This is a genomic window from Variovorax sp. GW821-FHT09D04 (assembly GCF_059416405.1).
Genome location: NZ_JBWKPA010000001.1, coordinates 509121 through 526963, shown reverse-complemented (window position 1 = coordinate 526963; position 17843 = coordinate 509121). Strand labels below are relative to the sequence as shown.

The 17843-nt window shown below is 72.4% G+C and carries 7 protein-coding genes; all 7 read right to left on the bottom strand.

The window, feature by feature from the left end; translation table 11 throughout:
* Nucleotide 1: 1 nt before the first annotated feature.
* The 7 genes from AC07O4_RS02305 to AC07O4_RS02275 all read right to left on the bottom strand — a co-directional run bounded on the left by AC07O4_RS02305 (nt 2) and on the right by AC07O4_RS02275 (nt 17769).
* Nucleotides 2-12613 (bottom strand): filamentous hemagglutinin family protein, encoded by a 12612-nt coding sequence (locus tag AC07O4_RS02305; protein ID WP_495303647.1) that lies wholly within the window; start codon nt 12611-12613, stop codon nt 2-4.
* Nucleotides 12614-12752: 139 nt separating this feature from the next.
* Nucleotides 12753-13718, bottom strand: a complete 966-nt coding sequence (locus AC07O4_RS02300; RefSeq protein WP_495303646.1) for a FecR family protein — start codon at nt 13716-13718, stop codon at nt 12753-12755.
* Nucleotides 13719-13791: 73 nt separating this feature from the next.
* A complete protein-coding gene (locus AC07O4_RS02295) occupies nt 13792-14328 on the bottom strand; it encodes an RNA polymerase sigma factor (protein WP_492684144.1) in 537 nt (178 codons plus the stop codon).
* Between the two features lie 10 nt (nt 14329-14338).
* Nucleotides 14339-15061, bottom strand: a complete 723-nt coding sequence (locus tag AC07O4_RS02290) for a TonB C-terminal domain-containing protein (protein ID WP_159276308.1) — start codon at nt 15059-15061, stop codon at nt 14339-14341.
* Between the two features lie 107 nt (nt 15062-15168).
* Nucleotides 15169-16536 carry a trypsin-like peptidase domain-containing protein gene (locus tag AC07O4_RS02285; RefSeq protein ID WP_495303645.1) on the bottom strand — a complete coding sequence of 456 codons (1368 nt, stop codon included), beginning with the start codon at nt 16534-16536 and terminating at the stop codon, nt 15169-15171.
* Nucleotides 16520-16984, bottom strand: a complete 465-nt coding sequence (locus AC07O4_RS02280) for a YbaB/EbfC family DNA-binding protein (RefSeq protein ID WP_495303644.1) — start codon at nt 16982-16984, stop codon at nt 16520-16522. The genes AC07O4_RS02285 and AC07O4_RS02280 overlap by 17 nt, the downstream gene beginning before the upstream one ends.
* A 32-nt stretch (nt 16985-17016) precedes the next feature.
* Nucleotides 17017-17769 carry a S1 family peptidase gene (locus AC07O4_RS02275; protein ID WP_495303643.1) on the bottom strand — a complete coding sequence of 251 codons (753 nt, stop codon included), beginning with the start codon at nt 17767-17769 and terminating at the stop codon, nt 17017-17019.
* Nucleotides 17770-17843 lie beyond the last annotated feature (74 nt).

Sequence of the window (17843 nt, the reverse complement as noted above, 5' to 3'; positions counted from 1 at the left end):
GCTAGCGGCCGCGCGGCAGGCCGCGCCGCTCGGACTCGCTCAGGCGCGCCAGTTGCGCGTCGGTGAGCGCACCGTGCCCGACCATCTGGACGAAGCCCGACGGGTCGTAGCTCGCCTGCTCCGCCGGCCTGCGCCGCATCTCGGGGGCCTCTAGCGCGCCCGACGCGGGCTCGTTGCCGAAGCCCAGCACGCGCACCGAGAACACCGACGGCAGGCTCTGGCGCGCCGCCGCGCGTTCGCGCTGCATCACGTCCTGCGCCGCCGCCGTGGCCTGCGACGCCGCTGCACTGGCGTTGGTCAGGGCACCGACATTCACCGACGCCACCACCGGCAGCCCCGTGCTCTTGCCCTGCACCGCCATGTTGTCGGCATTCACGATCTGCAGCGCCGCCAGGTTCACGTTGCCCGACACGCGGATGCCCGCCTCGCCCGCGTCGATGGTGCCCAGCGGCGCGATCAGGTCGATGTCGCCGGCCGGCACCTCGGGAATCGGGTTCAGCGTGGCGATGCCCGCGCCCGTGCTCGGCACGTCCGACGACAGCACCACGTTGCCCCAACGGTCGTACACGCGCTTGGGCGGCGTGTAGACCACCGTGGTCTTCGAGCCCCGGCCCGCGTTGATGTCACCCTCGGCCGACCAGCCCAGCACGCTGCCGCCGAAGGTGGTCATGATCCGGCTCTGGCCCAGCAGGATGCTGCCCAGCGCATAGAGCGAGATGTCGCCCGCACCTTGCGTGATGACGCCCGGAATCAGCGTGCCCACGGCCTTGGGCGCCGCGCCCTCGATGCCGAACACCTGGCGTCCGCCCGGCGTGAGCAGCGCGATGTCGCCGCCGAACAGCGTGTTGATGCCGGCCGCACCGAACATCGTGATGTCGCCCCTGTAGCTCGTTCCCGGGAACAGCGACGCGATGGCGTTGCGCCCGCGCAGGTAGCTGCCGTAGCGCACGCCGCTCTCGTCGTTGTATTCGCGCCCGCCTTCCTTCAGCTCCGCGAAGTACACGCCGCGCAGGTAGCTGCGCTGCTGTTCCGGCGGCAGTGCGTTGAAGAAGGCCAGCGCCTCCTGTGCGCCGCCCTTGCCGCTGTAGCCCTGCGAGGCTTCGAGCCAGTTCACCAGGTACAGCTGGCTCGCCTGCCGGTAGTCGTTGGCGAGCACGCGGCGCGGCGTGCCGGTGTCCGCGTCGAGACGGGCTTGCTGCTGCGCCATCCAGGCCGCCGCGTCGTTGTCGTCGCCGCTGTAGCCATGCTCGGCGCGCAGCCAGTCGCCCAGCGTGAGCTGGCGGTTGTAGTTCTTCACCACCTTGCCGGCCTGGTCGGCCAGCGGCTGGCCGCTCTGCATCAGGTGGGCCGGATCGAGGTAGCGCTGCGCGAAGCCCGCGTAGTCGGGCCCGTGGGCGCCCACGCCGGCCAACATCGCGATGCCCGCACCAGGCCGGCTGTCGCCCGGCACCACAGCGCCGAGGCTGCTGACCGAGGCCCTGTTCTCCATGCGGATGTCGCGCCCGGCCGTGATCTCCAGCGTGCCGGGGCCGGCCACGTTGAAGGTGCTGAACAGGATGTCACGGCCCGCCGAGATCACCGAGATGTCGCCCGGCCTTGCGTGCGCGAACAGGTTGCCGCTGCTCTCGAAGTAGGTCTGCGCCACGCCGCTCGAAGCCTCGGTCTGCCCGACGGGCGTGCCGCTCGCGACGATGTCGCGCCCGGCCATCATCCACACCGGTTGCGCGCCCTCGTACCAGGTCTGGCCGGCACGCGTCGCATCGTCAGGCCCGAAGCGCAGGATGCGCCCGCTGCTCACGCCGACCAGGTCGCCGTGCACGGCGTAGAACCGCGCCGGCTGCGTGCCCACCGCTTCACCCGACACCGTGTTGGGGCCGAAGGCGAACAGCGGACGCACGCCGCCGCCGTCCAGGTTGTTGCCACCCGACAGGTTGCCGAGCACCGTGCCGTTGCTGGCGGTGCCCTGGAACGCCGGACGCCGCGGCGTCGCCAGCGCAGAGGCCGCCGCGCCCGACTGGCTCACGGTGTTGCCTCCCGCATAGATCGAGTCGCTGGCCAGGAACTCCAGCGTGCCGTGGGCCGAGGGCGCCAGCACCAGCGGCGTGCCCGTGCCGGTGTTGTCGAAGGTCGCCGCATCGCCATAGAACAGGCTGCCGCTGGCGGCCACCGCACTCAGGATCGAGGGGTACACGAAGGCCGAGTCGGTCACGGGCACGCCCGCGCCACCCGTCACCGGCACCAGGTTGCCGCCTGCGCCAAAGAGGCGGATGGCCGTGTGCGGCGTCCACAGGGTGAACCAGCTCTGGCCCCGTCCTTCCAGGCCGTTGGCGCTGAACGGCGTGGCATTGGGGAGGTCGACGCGCGTCGGATCGATCACCCCCTTGACCACCAGGTCGCCACGCGTGGCGAGCGTGTAGTTCGCATCGCCCGGGGCCAGCACGATGCCGCCTTGCGCCATGCCGCGGGTTGCCGTGTAGAGGTCGTAGGCGCGGGTCTCGCGGGGCGACTGCGCCCGCTCGGAGAGCCCATAGACCCGGGGCAGGCTGCCGAGGGTGCCGGCCTGCAGCTGCACGTCGCCCCGAAGGTTGACGATGGCCCCGTTGAGCCCGGCGTCGGAGTCGCCACCGGCACCCTCGACGTAGGGCGTGTGGAGCGGATTGAAGGCGCCTCCCACGCGCACGAGCACGTCGCCACCGCCCGTCAGGCTCAGGCTGCCGTCGGCCAGCACACGGCCGGTGCCGCCCACCGCCAGCACCAGGCCCTGGCTGCGCCGGCTGTCGGCGTACGAATCTGTCTTGGCGCCGCGCCGTCCCTGCAGCCCCGCGTTGCCGCCCACGTCCACGCGCAGGTCGCCGCCGCCCAGCGTGCCGAAGCCGGTGAAGCCGAGCAACTTGTCGGCCGCCCCGGTCGTGCCGACATAGGAGCCGAAGTTGATCCACCACGCCGTGGGCTGGTCCTGCGCGCCGCCGAAGCTGTCGCCCGTGCCCTGGCGCCACAGCCAGTTGCCGATGGCGCCGCTGCTGAAGCCCTTGTCGGCGGGGTTTGGCCGCCCCGCACCGCTGCCCCCGGCGACCAGCATCATGTCGCCGGTCAGGTCGCCGCCGGCCTTCAGCGTCAGGTTGCCGCCGGAGGCGGGGTACCAGGCGCGTGCCAGGTTCTGCGTGCCGCCATCGACGAACTTCTCGTAGCCACCGCTCGCGTCGTTGAGCACCGTGCCCTCGGCGCCCACCGCGCGCGGCAGGTTGTAGGGGTCGCCGGCCCGCGTGGCCTGCGACGAGGCGCCGGCGGTGTACACGCCGAACAGCGAATCCATGCGCAGGTTGCCAGCGGCCAGCAGGTCGAGATCGGCCGCGCCGGTGCGCACCACGCTGAAGCGCGTGCTGCCCGGCAGGTAGCTGTACTCCGGGGCGGTGATGACGCAATAGCTGGGAAGGTCCACGCAAAGCTCCGGGTACTGGATGTCCGCGAAATCGATGGGCTTGCCAGCCATGCTCTCGTCGCCCACGAAGTTGATGGACCCTTCCACGCTCCACACCTCGCCGCCGGGCTTCAGCTTGCCGAACATGCCGTAGTGGCTGTCCGCCAGCCGCAGGTCGCCCCGGCCCGCCGCCGGATGCACCTGCACGATGCGGTTGTCGGCCGCGTTCAGGTCCGCCCCCGCCACCAGCCGCACCGACCACGACTGCGAACCTTCGGGCAGCATCGCCGCCGCGGCCCACAGCCTGCCGGCGCCGTCCGGGCGCAGATTCACCGAGGTCACGCCGGCGGGCAGCTTGATGTTGGTCGCGGCCGGGAGCAGCGCGCCCAGCGGCAGCGTGAGGGCGCCGTTGAGCACGAACTTCTTGCCGTCGCCGGGCAGCGGCACGCCCTTGGGCCACACCACGCCCGACAGCGTGGCTGCCGACGGCAGGCGCATGCCGGCCCCCAGGCGCGTGCCCACCGGCAGCGTCACGTTGGCGCCGCTCACGATGCTGCCCGCCGCGAACAGCAGCGCGCCCGAGGCGTTGCGCACGTCGGCGCTCAGCACCGTGCCCACCTTCAGTTCGAGCGCCTTGGCCAGCACGCTGGCCACCGGCATCACCTGCCCGGCCCCGAAGGCCGTCGACTTGATCGGCAGGTCGTAGTTGAGCGTGCCGGCGCCGCCCTCGAAGGTCGTGCCGTCGGCCAGCACCACGCCGCCCCGCGGCAGCACGGTGTCGCCGCGCAGCAGGTTGACGCCCGGCAGCAGCAGCCAGCCGCCGTCGTCCGGCGTGGCGGGCGGCGGCGCAAAGCCGTCGTTGAGGCTGCCGAAGATGTCGAGGTTGCCGCCCGCGCGAAGGGCCAGCGTGCCGACCTCGCCCGAGCCGTACACGCCGGTCTTTGGTGTGTGCGGGTTGGCGCTCGCATAGCGGTAGCCCGACAGGTCGATGTCGCCCTGCACCACCATGTCGCCGTCGGGCGTCTTGCTGACGATCTGCACGCCGGGGCGCAGGTGGAAGGCATCGGCATAGCGGGCGTTGTTCAGGCCCGCGAGCTTGCCGTTCATCAGCGCGCCGTTGGCCAGCGCGTGGTCGATGAAGGCCGTGCTCTGCAGGTGCTTGGCGTCGAGGTACGCCTGGTCGATGACCTGGTAGGGCCGGCCGGTGGCCGCGGCGTCGGTGCCGAAGCGCGCATCGTCGTAGCGCCACATGCCGTTCACGGCGATGGAGCGCGCGCCCTCGATGGCGAGAGTGCCGCTGGCGTCGATGCGGATGTCACCCACGGTCTCGCCGGTGCGGCCCGCGTTGAGCTCCAGCGTGCCGCGCGCCCTGCCATCGTTCTGACCCGGTTCGCCGCCCACCGTGGCGTCGGTGCCGTGGCGCAGGTCGATGCGCGAACCCGAGGCCAGCGTGAGCTGCCCGTCGTTCGACGTGAGTTCGACCATCGCGCGGTTCGGCGAATCGATGATCTGGCCGTGGCTGTCCACGCGCAGCGTGCGGCCGTGCGCGTCGAGCACCGCGCTGCCGGCCAGCGTGAGGTTGTTCTTCGCTGCGAGGCTGATGCGGCCCACGCGCTCGCCACTCGCGTCGATGGTGCCGGTGACGGTGAGGCTGCCGTTGTCGAGCGACACGTTCACCTCGCCGGCCTTCAGGCCGTCGCCGATGGCGAGGTCGCCCTGGCGCAGCTGGAAGCTGCGCGCGCCGAACACACCGCCGTCGTTCAGCCGCTGATTGAGCGCCGCGAATTCGGCATCGCCGAGCTGCCGCGCGCGCACGTCCACGCTGCCCGCCGCGAACGGCACCCGCGTGCCGCCCGCGTCGTAGTGGCCGCTGCTCGCGCCGAGGATGCGGCCCTGCAAGTCGACTGCCCCGGCGGCATCGTCGAGCGCCATCGCCTTCAGCGTGCCGGCGCGGTTGTTCTTCGCCGAGATGTCGATCACCGAACCCGCCGCCTGCCGCAGGTTGCCGTGCAGGCTTTCGAGCACCACGTCGCCGCCGGCGCTGTACCTGCTCACGTCGTTGAACACCACCTCGCGGCCCGACAGGTCGAGCACCGCGCGGTCGGTCAGCGTGAGGTCGCGTTCGGCGCTCAGCGTGAGCTTGCCGCTGGGCAGCGCCACGGCGGTGTCGAGCGTCACATCGCGTCCGCGCAGGCTCAGCTCGGCGCCCAGCGCCGCATCGCCGGTGGCCGCCGCCGGCGCGCCCGCGGGTGCGGCCACGCGCAGCGTGCCGCCCGCCGTGATGCGGTTCACCGAGCCCGCCTCGCCCGTCAGCAGCGGCGAGACGATGTTCAGGTTGCCTCCGCTGTACGCGTAGCCCTTGCCCGCTTCGTACGCGCCCTGCGACTGGTAGACCGAGAGGCTGCCCTTGTGGTTGGCGCTCACGCGCTCGGACGCCTTGAGGTTCACGTCGGCAAAGCCCAGCACCAGGCGACCCGCGTCTTCCAGGCCGCTCGGCTGGCTGTGGGGGCCGTAGCCGAACTCGATGTGCTCGGCCTCGATGTTCAGCGTGCCGCTGCCGGTGCCCGCGCCGTCGCGCACCACGGCAGCAGGCGCCGTGGTCGCGCCCTGCCACACCAGGCGACCGGTGCGGATGGTGGCCACGTCGTCCGCGCCGCCCTGCCCATAGATGGCAGGCGTGGCCAGCACCAGCTGCGCCATCGTCGCCTTGCCGGTGGCGGGGTCGATGGTGTCCAGCGCCGCGGTGCCGAAGAAGTTGACGCCGCCGCTGGCGCTCAGTTCCAGCGTTTCGAGCGCGGGCGCGCCGTACTGCCGGTCGCCGCGCAGCAGGCGGTCGAGCAGGGCCTGGCTCATGGCCAGTCCTGGCGGCAGCGTGTGGTTCTGTGCGGCGGCGGCCAGCGCGGCGCTGTCGCCCACGTTGATGCCGCGCACCGCCAGCGTGAGGTGGCGCGTGCCATAGCGCACCGCCTCGTTCATCTCGAAGCGGTCGGGCGTCACCATGGCGATGGTGCCTTCGGAATACAGCTCGGTCTGCCCGCTGCACGACGCGCTGGCACACACGCCGATCTGCAGGCTGCGGTTGTCCGACGCGGCCTGGGTCTGTGGCACCGGCAGCGTGCTCACCCGGCCGTTGGAGACCATCAGCATCTGGCCGGTCGCGGCGTAGACGAAGCCGTCGCCGGCATCGTAGGCCGCCTTGCCACGGCCCAGGGTGTGGATGCGCGCGCCCTGCTCGACCACCACGCCGAGCGGCGTGCCCTCGGTCGCGCCCACCGCGGCCAGGAACACCTCGGGTGCGGACAGCACCGCCCCCTGGCGAAGCACCACGCTCTGCCCGCCGTCGCCAGTCTGGATGACGTTGCCGCTCTGCCCATAGTCGGCGCCCTGCAACCCGCCGATGACCAGGCGCGACGCGCCCATGCCACTGAGCGCGCCCGCATCCAGCGTGACGCCCTGGAAGCCCGCCGTCGCCGGCGCGCCGGCCGCGACGATCTCGAGGCCCAATTGCTCCTCGCTGCTCGTGGCCACCACGGAACCGCCCCGCCCGCCCTCGCCCACCTGGAAGCGCGCCGTGCCGTCGAAGCGCAAGGCCTCGGCGCCCGCGCCGGGCGCGAGCTTCAGGTGCAGGTTGCGCGCGTCCGCCGGCAGCATGGCGCGCGGCACGCCCACGCGCAGCGCGTCGGCGCGCACGAAGTCGCCGTAGCCCATCTCGTTGTATTGCGAGTAGCTGCGCAGCACCTCGCCCGAAGTCACGATCGCCTGACGGAACAGCGTGTCGCCGATGCCGGTGCGGCCCACGCCCAGCTGCGCGGCCGTGAGCCACGAGCCGTTGCGCATCGCCAGCGTGCCGGTGGGCGCGCCCAGGCCGGCCGCGCCGTTCAGCTCCACGCGGAAGGCGCCTTGCTGCAGCGCATAGGTCGAGGGCATCAGCGTGTAGGTGCCCGCGGGCAGGCCCGGCACGCCGGCGCCGATGGTGATGTGCTGACCCACGAGCGGATCGACCGCGCCCTTCTCCGCGCCGGTGGGTGCCACCGCCGGCTGCACGCCGGGCACGATGGCATACACGGGGTTCGTCGCGAGCCCCGGCAGCGTGAAGCCGCCGCGGGCGCCGACCTGCATCAGCGGGCTGAAGCGCGCGTCGGTCGAGCCGCCGCGTCCGCTCACGAAGCCCGCGCCCCGGAGGTTGCCGCCGCCCGACAGGTCGAGCGTGGCGCCTTCCTGGCCTTGCACGCTGGCCCCCATGAACGTGAGGCCGATCGTCTGGTTGCGCTTGTAGGTGTCGCCCGCGCCCACGCCGGTGAGCTTGACCTGCTTGCCGTCGTACAGGTAGTTGATGCCGTCGACCGTGCCGCCATAGGGCATGTCCAGCCCCTCGCCGCTCACCGAGGTGAGGCTGCCGGGCAGCAGCCTGACCTGCGTGGTGAGCGCATCGCCGAGCGTCAGCTGCCCGAGCGGCACCCGCACCACGCCTCCCTGCTCGATGACGCCGGCGCGCAGCGACAGGTCACCGAAGGCCGAGTACGGCACCTCCGGGCTCGCACCCGTGCCCTCGATGCGCAGCGCCGTGTCGGGCCGGTAGGTGCCGTCCGGCGCCAGGCCCGCGGACACCAGCGCCACCACGCCCGTGGCCGGGTAGATCTGCGCGGCGCGCAGGGTCAGGCTGCCGGGCACGACGAGGCTCGTGGAAACGCCGACGTCCTGCCGGCCTTGCAGAAAGCGCAGGTCGCCGCTGCTGGCCAGCGTGACATGGCCGAAGGCGGCCAGGTCGACCGTGGGCGCTTCGCTCGCGCCGTCGAGCACGGGGACCTTGCCGTTGACGCCGAAGCCCATGCCGTCGCGGATGTCGATCAGGTCGCCGGCCACATCGAGGCGGGTGCCGGACGGCACGCGCACCACACCGCCTTCGGCGACGGGCGCCCTCAGGACTTCACGCGAGAACGACGGCATCGCGCCGGCCAGCCGCACGTGCGCGGCCGACAGCGCCACGTGCGCGTCGTCGGGTGCGTCCTTGGCAAGCGCAAGGCCGCCGGCATACATCTGCAGGCCCTGCCGCATGCGCAGGTCAACGCCGTCTTCGAAGGCGAGCGTGGAGCCGGCAAACAGCGAGAGGCTGTCGAAGCCGCCGCGCCGGACCGTGTCGGTGCCCAGTCGACCCTGACCGTAGGCGAGCGCACCGTCGTCGACGCCGGCCTGCAGGGTGTCGGGCGCGAGCGGTGCGCCTTGTTCCACACCCAGCACCAGCACGCGGTGCTGGCGCACGCGGTCTTCCGCCTGCTGCAGCGGGTCCAGGTGCAGGCGCAGGCCCGGTGTGCCGAGCACCACGGCCAGCGTGCCACCGGCCGCGCGCTCGCCGCCCGCGACGGCGCGCAGGGTGCCGTCCAGTTGCAGCCCGTTGTACGACGCGAGCGAGATGCTGCCGCCACTGCTCGCCACGTCGGTGGCGCCCATGCCGGGCACGTCGAGCACCGCGTGCGTGCCCGAGGCATCGAGCAGCGCGCCCGGACGCACGACGACGAAGTTCTGCGACGCGGTGGCCTTGCTCCCCACCGCATCGATCTCTCCACCGACCACGATGCTGCCGCCGTCGCGCACCAGGCCGTAGCGCTTGCCGGTGGTGTCGGTGGCGGTGGCCGCGTGCGCCGACGCATCGAGCACCGCCTGCCCGCCGATCCAGATCGAGCGGGCATGGGCCGTTGCATTGGCAATGTCGGCCTCGAGGTCGCTGATGTCCACCGTCTTCAGCACGATGCGCCCGCTGTTCGCGCGCAGCGTGCCGTCCACCGTGAGCTGGCCGGCGCTGCGCACCTCGATGGCCTGGCCCGGGTCGACGTGGATGGCGGAGCCCTTGCCCACCACGGCCTGCACCGTCGGCAGTTCCTGGGCGAGCGTGGTCGTCGTGCCGGCCTGCAGCGACAGGCTCGCGCCCTTGCGCTGCGTGAGTACGGCCTTGGTGGCGTCTTCCTGGTAGAGCGGCGGCGTCCACACCTCGAGCGCGTCGGCCGGACGGCTGCCGGTGGCGACGTCCTGCGCGTGGGCGCCGAAGCGGTACACCGGCATCGTCACGTCGATCCGCGCACCGTCGGCCACGGTGAGGCCGTGGTTGCCGATGAGCGCGTAGCGGCTGAAGCCCTTGTCGAAGAAGCCGGCGTCGAGCATCAACGTGTCGGCCTGCGCCGTGCCCGAGGTGTCGCCGATGGCGACGCGCATCGTCTGCACGGTCAGCGTGCCGCCACCGTCCACGCCGTGGCCGCGCAGCACCGCGCCGTCGAGCGCGACATGGCCGCTGCCCGTGTTGAAGCCGTCCGCCTCGAGCGTGACGCTGCCGCCCTTGCCGCCTTGCGGCTTGGCCTTCGACAACAGCGCCGCGCCGGACGACACGTCGATGACGCTGCCGGTGCCCAGCACCACGTCGCCGGTGCTGCGCACGGACACGCTGCCGCCGTTGCGGTAGGCCACGCCGCCCGCGTCTGCGGGGTTCTTCGGCAGATTGGTCCACAGGCCGCGGGTGTCGAGCGTCGCGCCACCTGCGAGCACCACCGAGGTCGTGCCGCCGTCGGGCGCGTTGAGCGTGCTGGTGTCCTTCAGGTAGTTGAGGCTGATCTGTTCGAGCACGTTGCCCAGATGGATGTCGCCGCCGCGCGCGACGAGGTCGGCGTTGACCTTCACGTTCGGGCTGTACAGCACAAGGTGGCCGCCGTCGCCGACCTGCAGCGCCTTGTCGACCGCGATGCTGTCGGTGGCCGCGATGCGCACCGCGCCCAGTCGGAAGCCGCTGAGCTGCGCCGCATCGAGCACCAGCGTGTCGCGGCGTTCCGCCGGCAACACCGTCGCGAGGTCGAGACCGGCCGCAATGCCTTCGGCCGTGTCGCCGAGCACCACGTTCTTGATGCCCGCTGCATCGAGCCGCCGGTGGATCGCACCGGCCGTCTTGTCGTAGTACGCGTCGTAGCGGCCCACGACGAGCTGCCCGCGCTGCGCCACCGCGCCGGTCGACTGCTGGTAGCCGTCGAGCCCCGCCTGCCGCGCCTGCGTCTGCCGGTCGCCCTGGAAGGTCTCGCCGACGATCGCGCCTTCGAGCACCGCGGCCTGGGTGCCGACGATGAGCAGGCCGGCATCGCGGCCCACGGTGTAGCCGCTTTCCAGCCGCGTCTGCGGGCCGATCAGCGGGTTGTAGAAGAAGCCCGTCGTCTTCTTGCCCCAGCGCGCGTGCTCGTCTTCGAAGCCCTTGTAGACGCCCGTGTAGCGCAGGTCGCCCGGCGCCTTCGACACTTCGTAGAGCCGCCCGTCGGCGCCCTTGAGCCAGCTCTGGTTGAGCTTGCCCGTGAGCACGTCGAGCGTGCCGCCCGAAATGTTGATGCTCGCGCCGCGCTGCGTGACCAGCTCGCCGCCGCTGAAGCCCACCACGCCGCCCTGCGCCATCCACTCGCCGACGCCGTGCGCCTGCGTGCCCAGGTAGCCGCCCACCTCGAGCAGGCCGCCGCCGGTGTACCAGCGTTCGCCCTGGTAGCCGCCGGTGCCGCCGGGCACGAAGACCAGCGAGCGCCGGTCGATCCACAGGTCGTTGTTGTTGAGGTTCTTGCTGTCGCGGTTGAGCGGCGCATCGCGCTGCTCGTTGCCCTGCACGTTGATCTTGATGTTGTTGGACTCCATCGCGAGCTTCACGCCCACCGCGCCCGACACGTCGATGCGCGCACCCTCGCGCACGAGGCTTCGCTGCTTCGCGTCGACCACCACCTGGCCGCCGGTGGCCAGCGTGAGCGAGCCGGCCTGGAACTCGACCGTGCCGCCACTGGCGACTTCGACGCGCGACAGGTCGCGGCGGTCGTTGCCCGCCAGCACGATGCTGCCGGTGCCCAGCTGGACCGCCGGCGCCATGAGCCCGGCGCGCTGGCTGTCGAGCGCGGTCGCGCCGCCGGTGTCGAGCACGATGGCCGTGGTGCTGCCTTCGCCGAACCGGACCTGGCCCGCAGCGCCGGTCGCGTTCAAGTGCACCGTGCCGCGTGTGTTGACCGAAGTGCTGGAAAGGACGACGCCGCCCTGCACCACTTCGCGCCCGGCCAGCGTGACGTCGCCGGTGGTCGCCTGGATCAGCCCGGTGTTGCGCACCGTGCCCGCCGGGCTGTTCGTGTCCAGCGTCACCGCGACTTCGTTGCCGCGCGTGGTCGAGCCCAGGTTGCCGTCGGTGCCCACGCCCTTGCGGATGGTGAAGTGATCGCCTGCCGCCAGCATCGTCTGCCCGCCGGGCGTGGCGATCTCGCCGGCGTTGTGCACCTCGGCGCCCAGCAGCAGCACATAGCCGCCGCCCTGCGTGGCCGAAGCGGGTGCGGGCGTGGAAAGCCTGGCACCGGCCTGCACCTCGACGCGGCCTTGCGCGTTTTTGAAGTTGGGCGCGCTGCCGTTGGCGTAGACGCCGTGGGCCTGGAACTGCGCGTCGTCGATCTGCGCCGCCGCGGCCACGAGGTTGCGCGTGTCGACCTGGCTGCTGCCGCTGAACACGATGCCGTTGCGGTTGGCGACCATCACCGTGCCGTCGGCCTTGATCCGCCCCTGGATCTGCGAAGGTCGCGCCTGCGGGTCGTTCACCTTGTTGAGCACCGCCCAGTCTTTCTGCTGCGCGAAGGCCACGGTGGTGTTGCGCCCGACGTTGAAGGTCTCCCAGTTGAGGATCGCCTTGTCGGCCGTCTGCTCGACGGTGACGACCGTGCGGCCGTCGACCTGCCGCTGCGAATCACCGGTCAGTGCGCGCGCGTTCGACCAGCCGGCAGTCAGCGAATTCGTGTCGACCTTCAGGCCGCCTTCGGTCAGGCCGTCGGGCACCGAGGGGTCGTTCTGCGCGGCGCGCCGCGCGGCCGCCTGTGCCGCCTGCTGCGCCGCGATGCCGCGCGCCGCCAGGTTCAGGTTGCCGATCGACTGCTGCAGCTGCTCGCTGGCGCGCTGCTGCTGCGCGAGCGGACTCGTGAGCTGCGCCGCCGGCGACCCGTTGGGCATCAGGCCGGTGGCCGTGGCCGTGGCCTGCGCCGCGCCCTTGGCGTTGAACCAGGTCGGGCTGAAGGCGCGCTGCGCATGCGCCGGCGCGGTGGCCGCGCCGGCGGCCAGTGCCAGCGCCATGGCCTGTGCCAGCGGCGAAATCCGGAAGCTCCTCGCCTGCACGGCAGCGCCCTGGCGGCGGCTGCGGTGTCCCTCGTGTGTGTTCATCTGACGCCCAGTAAAGAATGAAATGCACCGGCACGGAATCCGTGCCCCTTACTGGACAGACCGACAGACGCAAACAAAACCGCTAAGTTTCTGGACCAATCCTGAGTGCACGCGAGGGCCAATCAGGCTGTCACATTCATCAGCTAAGCAGCAGCACGCCGCCCGGCAGCGCACGCGCCTCGAGGTCGTACGAGCGCTGGATCTGCACCAGCACCGTGTCGAGCGAAGCGATGGCGAAACGCCCGCTGACTTCGCGCCCGGCCAGGCGCTGCGCCAGCAGCACCACGCGGCCAGGCCGGTAGCGGTTGATCTCCTCGATCACGTGCGCCAGCGGCGTCTGCCGGAACACCAGCACGCCGCTGCGCCAGGCCGAGGCTTCGCGGGTGGCCACAGCCGCCACCGGCCCGAGCGAAGCCGCGTCGTACAGCACCTGCTCGCCGGCCTGCAGATCGCGCGTGCCCTTCGCGTGCGTGACGCGCACGCGCCCTTCGAGGCAGGTCACGCAGCCCCGGCCGGCGAGGTAGCGCACCTCGAAGCGACCGGCCTGCGCCTCGCTGCGGGCCGCACCCGCCACCACACCGAAGGGCTGCGGCCCGGCCACCAGGTCGAGGGCCGCCTCGCCTGCGATCAGGTCGATGCCGACGACGCGGCCCTCGACGCTGCGACGCTGCACGCTGGTCTGCGTGTTGAGCACCAAGTCCACGCCCTCGGCCACCTGCACCGCGCGCTGCTCGCCAGTGGCCGTGCGGTAGTCGGCGTTCCATTCGCCGAGCGACGGCCACAGGCCCAGCGGCGGAGAGACCACCGCCACGCCCGCGGCGCCGGCCGCGCCCACCGCCGCGCCGAGGAACGCGCGGCGCGCAGCCACCGGCCGCGCCGACAGCACAGGGGGTCGCTGGACCTCGGCCGGCATGCCGCCGATGGCCGGGTCGAGCGCTTGCCACAGGCGTCGGGCCTGCGCCAGCGCGGGCTGGTGCTGGGGGTTGCCATCGCGCCAGCGGCGAAAGCCCTCGACGTCGTGCTGCGTGGCCGCGCCGGACGACAGCCGGCGCAGCCAGGCCTGCGCTTCGCGCAAGGCCTGGGCGTGTGCATCGGGCGGGGTCATCGGGGCTTCAACCCGTGCGCGCTGAAAGATGTCGCATACCCATGAGACGGCTCTCGACGCGGTGAACCGCACTTTATTTTTCATGCGGCTCCTTTGCTTCGGGCGTTCGACCCATGCGGGCGGCGATGTGGTCATGCGCTTCCTTGAGTTCCTTCTCCACCGTGCGCAGCGAGATGCCCAGCCGCGCCGCCACCTCGCGCTGCGGCAGGTGCTGCCAGCGCACCATCACCAGCACCTGCCGGCGCCGTGGCGGCAGCCGCTCGATGAGCGCGCGCAGCGCGGCCAGCTCCGCGCGGTCCTGCGCGATCTGCGCGGGCCCCGGCGCGGGGTCGGGCGTTTCGTCGAGCAGCGCCTCGATCTCGTCGGACGTGGCCAGGCGCCCCTGCTTCGCGACCTGGTCGTAGGCCAGGTTGACGGCCACGCGCAGCAGGTAGGCGGCGGGGTCGTGCACGCCGTCGATGTCGTCGCGGCTTTCCAGGCGCAGCCAGGTGTCCTGCAGCGCATCGCCGGCGCGCTCGGCATTGCCCAGCCGCCGCGCAAGCCGCTGCTTGAGCTCGTCGTAGCGCGCGACCAGGAAGTCGCGCAACGCGGGCAGCGCGTTCTCGGGCATGGCGGTGGCGTCAGTGGCGCACCGGGCACTCGAGCCCGGGCGTCTGCGAGCGCGGCAGGATCAGCATCGTGAGCGGCTGCGCCATGTCCGGCGGCGGCGCGCGGTCGATGCGCAGCTGACGCAGCGTGTCGAGGATGGCGTCGTCGCGCGCGCGCTCGCCGCTGGTGTGCAGCAGGAAGGCATGGGCGATGCGGCCGGTGCCGTCGATCACGAAGCGCATCGCGGCGCGGTAGCCGCCCGGTGCTGCGCGCGGGTGGGCGCACAGGGCTTCCCAGACGCGGGTCTGGACCAGCCCGTCGTAGCCGCGGTGCGGGGTGGCGGGCGCGGCCTGCACCGCATCAGCCGGGCGTGCCGGCGCGGGCACTGCCGGAGCGAGTCGGAGCACGAAGGCGGTCGTGGCCCCCACGCCGGCGTCGTCGGCGACCAGGCCCGTGCCCGCGAGCAGCGCATCGAGGGCGGCCTGCGCATCGAACAGGCCGTGCACGGGCGCGGCGTGACGTCCGGCCACGCGTTCGGCATCGAAGAACACGGGCAGTCCGGTCGCGCGGCCGTACTGCTCCAGCGCGGCGGCCAGCGGCTGGGCCGCGATGTCGAAGGCGATGCGCGCGGCCTGCGGCCGAAGCGGCGCCGCGTCGGACTGCGCGCGGGCGCTCATCCACGGCCCGGTCATGCAGGCGACCAGCGCGATGCCGGCCAGGGAGACGAGAGGAAAGGAAGGAGGTGCATGCCGCATGAGTTCGATACGCCCGGCGAAAGCCACGGCCCGGGGGGCATGTCGAAGCGGATGCTAGGTTCGCTGCATGACGTTCGGATGACTTGGCCGGTCAGCGCGAGGCCTTCTCAGCACTTCGGCGACCCGGCCTGCGCGCAGATCGGCACGAAGATCCGCGCCCCCGCGCGCTGCACCAGCAACGCCGCCGTGCCGTCGGCCCCTTCCAGCGCCTGGGCCAGGGCTTCGGCGCTGTCGATCGGCTGGCCGTTGAGCGCCAGGATGACGTCGCCCGGCTGCACGCCCGCGCGCGACGCCGCCACGTTCACGCGCTGCACCAGCAGCCCGCCCTCCACGCGCAGGAACTGCCGCTCGGCCGGCGCCAGCGGGCGCACCGCGAAGCCCAGGCGCGAAGGCACCGAGGCCGCCGCCGCCGCATCGCCTTGCAGGCGCGGCGTGTCGTAGCCCTCCACCTTCACCTCGACCACGTGCTCGGCGCGGTCGCGCCACACCATGAGGCGCGCGCGCTGCCCCGGCACCTGCTCGGCGATGAAGCCCAGCGCGTCGGCCGCCTGCACCACCTCGCGGCCCTGCACCGACAGGATCACGTCGCCGGTCTTCAGCCCGCCCCGCGCCGCCGCGCCGCGCGACTCCACGTCGGTGACCAGCGCGCCGGCCGGGCGCGGCAGGCGGAAGGTGTCGGCCAGCGCCTGCCCCACCTCCTGCACGGACACGCCGATGCGCCCGCGCGTGACGGTGCCGGTGGCCAGCAGCTGGTCCTTGATGCGCATGGCGGCGTCGATGGGAATGGCGAACGACAGCCCCTGGTAACCGCCGCTTCGGCTGTAGATGCGCGAGTTGATGCCGATCACCTCGCCGCGCAGGTTGAACAGCGGCCCGCCCGAATTGCCGGGGTTGATCGGCACGTCGGTCTGTAAAAACTGCATCGACTCCGCGCCCGGCAGCAACCGCCCCTTGGCGCTGACGATGCCGGCCGTCACCGAGTTGCCGAAGCCGTAGGGCGAGCCGATGGCGGCCACGCCGTCGCCGGGCTCCACGTCCGCCGGGTCGCCGATGCGCACCGTGGGCAAGCCGGTCGCGTCGATCTTCAGCAAGGCCACGTCGGCCAGTGCGTCCAGGCCGATGAGCCGCGCCCGGAACTCGCGCCGGTCGGGCAGCTTCACGCGGATCTGCGTGCCGTGCGCGACCACGTGCGCGTTGGTGAGGATGAGCCCGTCGGCGCTCACGAGGAAGCCGCTGCCCAGGCTGCTCTCGTCGGCCTCGGCCGGCGGTGCGCGCAGCAGCCAGCGGTCGCTGAAACGGCGCGCCGGCGCCGACGGCCGCTCCACGCCGATGTGGACCACGGCCGGCCCGAAGGCCTTCACCAGCGCCGCGAGCCCCGGCACGGGCCAGGGCATGGCGGCGTGCAGCGGCACTGCAGCCGCAAGGCCCAGCAGCGCCACGCAGAGGCGGCGCGATCGGTCAGGTGCGCGCGACAAAGCTCAGCGTGAGTTGCAGCACCATCGGCTGGCGCATGTCGCGCGGCGGCGGCTCGGCCAGCGGCTGCGCGGTGAGCAGCGCGCGCAGGTCGGTGTCGGCCTGCGCATCGCCCAGCGAATCGAAGGCCACGCGCTCGACCTTGCCGCTGCCCGCGACCCACACGCGCACCACCACCGGCGCGGGCGGCACGGGCTGGCCTTCTTTCAGCATGCGGTCCTGCATCCACGTGTGCAGCCGCACCACGGTGTCGCTGGCCGGGTCGCTGAGCGACGACTGCAGCTGGTTGCTCGCGAGGTTGGCGTAGCTGATCCAGTGCTGCGGCACCTGCGGCTGGGCCTGCGCCGATGCGGCCAGGGGCGCGGCGGCGGCGGACAGCCCGAGGCCGAGCCCGCCGAGCGCCAGGCGCAGGCGGCGCCAGCCGCGGGTCTTGCCGAAAGAAAAGGTCATGGGAGTTCCAATGAAAAGTCGAAGAAGGACGCTCAGCCGCACAGCACGCCGACCGACAGGGTCGAGGCCCGCGCGGCGGGCGACTGCTGCGGGCCGAGCTGCGGTTCGCGGCTTTCCGTGTAGGCGATGCCGTGGGCATCCAGGAAATCGCGCAGGCGCGCCGCCGGCACCGCGCGCACGCGCGTCACGCCGCCCGCCACGCCCGCGGCCGAGGCCGCGCGGCTGAGCACCATGCCCGACGCATGCGGCGCGGCGGCGACACGCTCGACCACCACGCCGAGCAGCAGGCCGTCGGCACCCAGCACCGCGCTGCCGCTGGCGCCGGGTTGCACGCCCGACAGCAGCTGCAGGCCTTCCACGCCGGGCACGGTCATAGCGTTGCTGAGCAACGCCGCGCGATCGGGCATGCGCTGCAGCACCGCATAAGCCTCGGTGAACACGCCCACGCTGCCCGGGGCCTGCGTGCGCGCGTCCGCCGCGAGCGTGGCGTGCAGGTACGGCGTGAGGGTGGTGCGCAGCACCGCGACGTCGAGCTCGGCGCTCTCGGCGATCACCCGGGCCTGCGCCACCTGCGCACCCTTGAGGGCGAACAGCGAACGGCAGTCCGCCACCGCATGGCGCGCGGTCAGCACGTCGCCGGCGGCGTTGAGGAACACGCCGCTGGCGTTGGCCTCGGGCGGCGCGCCATGCGCCGCGCCGGCCAGGGCGATGAACGCCATGGCCAGCAGGAACGACGCCCACGGGCGCGGGCGCGGGCCGGCAGAAGACAACAGCAGAGGGGGCATCGGACAGTCACGAAAGCTCTGAGACAAAGACGGAACTGCGCGCCCCGGAATGTCGTTTGTCACAAAAATTTCAT

Coding starts and splice junctions, on each gene's coding strand:
- AC07O4_RS02280 (WP_495303644.1), bottom strand. CDS start 16,984: ATGACCTTTTCTTTCGGCAAGACCCGCGGCTGGCGCCGCCTGCGCCTG.
- AC07O4_RS02300 (WP_495303646.1), bottom strand. CDS start 13,718: ATGACCCCGCCCGATGCACACGCCCAGGCCTTGCGCGAAGCGCAGGCC.
- AC07O4_RS02275 (WP_495303643.1), bottom strand. CDS start 17,769: ATGCCCCCTCTGCTGTTGTCTTCTGCCGGCCCGCGCCCGCGCCCGTGG.
- AC07O4_RS02295 (WP_492684144.1), bottom strand. CDS start 14,328: ATGCCCGAGAACGCGCTGCCCGCGTTGCGCGACTTCCTGGTCGCGCGC.
- AC07O4_RS02290 (WP_159276308.1), bottom strand. CDS start 15,061: ATGCGGCATGCACCTCCTTCCTTTCCTCTCGTCTCCCTGGCCGGCATC.
- AC07O4_RS02305 (WP_495303647.1), bottom strand. CDS start 12,613: ATGAACACACACGAGGGACACCGCAGCCGCCGCCAGGGCGCTGCCGTG.